This window comes from Prevotella pallens ATCC 700821 (assembly GCF_000220255.1).
Lineage (GTDB): Bacteria > Bacteroidota > Bacteroidia > Bacteroidales > Bacteroidaceae > Prevotella > Prevotella pallens.
Map to the genome: position 1 here is coordinate 1 of NZ_GL982516.1, position 3,240 is coordinate 3,240.

Sequence of the window (3,240 nt, forward strand, 5' to 3'; positions counted from 1 at the left end):
CACTCATCATTTTTGCATCGTTTTATCGTTGCATCATTGATATCGTTCTTTGACATATTGACACAAGCAAGACTGTAAAGTAAAGTAATTTCTTTTTGTTTATACAAGAAGGATTAGAATTAGATTTCAAAATACAGCTGAAAGTATGAGCATGAATATGCTACCATTGGTATTAATATTATTAGTTTGGTAGTATATAAAATGAATAGAAAGTAATTAAGGGCGTATGGCGGATGCCTAGGCTCACGGAGGCGATGAAGGACGTGATAAGCTGCGATAAGCCTCGGGTAGATGCAAATAATCTTTGATCCGAGGATTTCCGAATGGGACAACCTGACTGTCTGAATGATAGTCACCCATATATTTTTTATGGGAGCAAACGCAGGGAACTGAAACATCTTAGTACCTGTAGGAAAAGAAAATAATTTAATGATTCCCCTAGTAGTGGCGAGCGAACGGGGAATAGCCCAAACCTATGACGTATTAATGCGTGATAGGGGTAGTAGGGTCACGATATCGTACTTTGAAAGTGAGGAGAATGTTCTGGAAAGTTCAATAATATAAGGTGATAATCCTGTATCCGAAGCTTGATGAGACGTAGTGAATCCCTGAGTAGTGCGGAGCACGAGTAATTCTGCATGAATCTGCCGGGACCATCCGGTAAGGCTAAATACTCCCGTGAGACCGATAGTGAATTAGTACCGTGAGGGAAAGGTGAAAAGCACTCCAATGAGGAGAGTGAAATAGTTCCTGAAACCATACGCCTACAAGCGGTCGGAGCATATATATATGTGACGGCGTGCCTTTTGCATAATGAACCTACGAGTTACCATGTCCAGCGAGGTTAAGGGGTTCAGCCCCGTATCCGTAGTGAAAGCGAGCCTAAATAGGGCGTATAGTTGGATGGGGTAGACGCGAAACCAAGTGATCTACACTTGACCAGGTTGAAGTTCTGGTAACACAGAATGGAGGACCGCACGGATAAGCGTTGAAAAGCTTCCCGATGAGTTGAGTGTAGGAGTGAAAGGCCAATCAAACTTGGAGATAGCTCGTACTCCCCGAAAGGCATTTAGGTGCCGCGTGCGATGTTCTCCGTGAGAGGTAGAGCGACCGATAGGTCAAGAGGGCTTCACCGCCTATCGCGACCTGACGAACTCCGAATGCTCACGGACTGTAGTCGTGCAGTAAGGGGGCGGGTGCTAAGGTCCGTCCCCGAGAGGAGAAGAATCCTGACCGTCGTCTAAGGTCCCGAAATTCTGTCTAAGTTAGTCTAACGAAGTCTGGTCCCGGTGACAGCTAGGATGTTGGCTTGGAAGCAGCCATTCATTCAAAGAGTGCGTAACAGCTCACTAGTCGAGGGTCCGGGCATGGATAATAATCGGGTATAAGTCAGATACCGAAGTCGCGGGATAGCATTGTATATAAAAAGTATCGGTAGGGGAGCATTCTATATGCGTTGAATGGTGATATTGATTGATCCTGGAGCGTATAGAAACGCAAATGTAGGTATAAGTAACGATAAAGGGGGTAAGATTCCCCCTCGCCGTAAGACTAAGGTTTCCCAGGCGATGTCAATCAGCCTGGGGTTAGTCGGGTCCTAAGTCTCAGCCGAATGGCGAAGGCGATGGCTTCACGGTTAATATTCCGTGACTTGCTCATTCAGCGATGTGGAGACGGAGCAGTGACACTGTCGCGCCCTTACGGATATGGGCGTTAAAGAAGTTAGGTGTAGATAGATGTAGGCAAATCCGCATTTAGAGCTGATCTTCTATAGTACAGAGTTTTCTTCGGAGAGCTTTGATAGTACAGGTAATCATACTTCCAAGAAAATCCGCTAAGCTTAATGTTTGAGCAACCCGTACCGTAATCGGACACACGTAGTCGGGTAGAACATACTAAGGCGTTGAGAGATTCATGGTTAAGGAACTAGGCAAATTGACCCCGTAACTTCGGAATAAGGGGTCCTCATTTTTAATGAGGCGCAGAGAATAGGTCCAGGCAACTGTTTAACAAAAACACAGGGCTGTGCTAACTCGAAAGATGATGTATACAGCCTGACACCTGCCCGGTGCTGGAAGGTTAAGAGGAGAGCTTAGATGTATGTCGACGGTTTGAATTGAAGCCCCAGTAAACGGCGGCCGTAACTATAACGGTCCTAAGGTAGCGAAATTCCTTGTCGGGTAAGTTCCGACCTGCACGAATGGTGTAATGATCCGGACGCTGTCTCAATCATGATCTCAGTGAAATTGTAGTATCGGTGAAGATGCCGATTACCCGCGATGGGACGAAAAGACCCCGTGAACCTTTACTACAGCTTAGCATTGACCTTGGTCATCCGATGTGTAGGATAGGCCGGAGGCTTTGAATCATGCACGCCAGTGTGTGTGGAGCCATCCTTGAAATACGGCCCTTTGGCTGTCTGAGGTCTAACGCGTACTTTCGCGGACATTGTTTGGTGGGTAGTTTGACTGGGGTGGTCGCCTCCAAAAGCGTAACGGAGGCTTCCAAAGGTGCCCTCGGGTCGATTGGTAACCGACCTCATAGAGTGTAATGGCATAAGGGCGCTTGACTGGGAGGCAGACATGCCGAGCAGGCAGGAAACTGGGGCATAGTGATCCGGTGCAAGTGTATGGAAACTGCATCGCTCAAAGGATAAAAGGTACTCCGGGGATAACAGGCTGATCCCCCCCAAGAGCTCATATCGACGGGGTGGTTTGGCACCTCGATGTCGGCTCGTCACATCCTGGGGCTGGAGAAGGTCCCAAGGGTTGGGCTGTTCGCCCATTAAAGTGGCACGCGAGCTGGGTTCAGAACGTCGTGAGACAGTTCGGTCTCTATCTATCGTGGGCGTTGGAGTTTTGCGTGGTGCCGCCACTAGTACGAGAGGACCGTGGTGGACAGACCTCCGGTTTACCAGTTGTGCCGCCAGGTGCACCGCTGGGTATCTGAGTCTGGTATGGATAAGCGCTGAAAGCATCTAAGTGCGAAGCCTTCCGCAAGATTAGAACTCCTCATAAGGGTCGTCATAGACTATGACGTTGATAGGGTGTAGGTGTAAAGACAGCGATGTCAAAGCCGAGCACTACTAATTGCCCAAAACTTTCATTCAGTGTGTTTATACTTTAAGAATCGTATATTTACTTTTCTTTAGTTAGTTTTGCTTGTGGCATAGTCACTTATACAGTGTATTTTATATTTGGTTTATTATATTTATTCTATAATATCGGATATCTTATTAAC

At 47.0% G+C, this 3,240-nt stretch carries 1 rRNA gene; it reads left to right on the plus strand.

The window, feature by feature from the left end:
- The first annotated feature begins 206 nt into the window (after positions 1-206).
- A 23S ribosomal RNA gene (locus HMPREF9144_RS12395) occupies positions 207-3,108 on the plus strand.
- Positions 3,109-3,240: the final 132 nt, after the last annotated feature.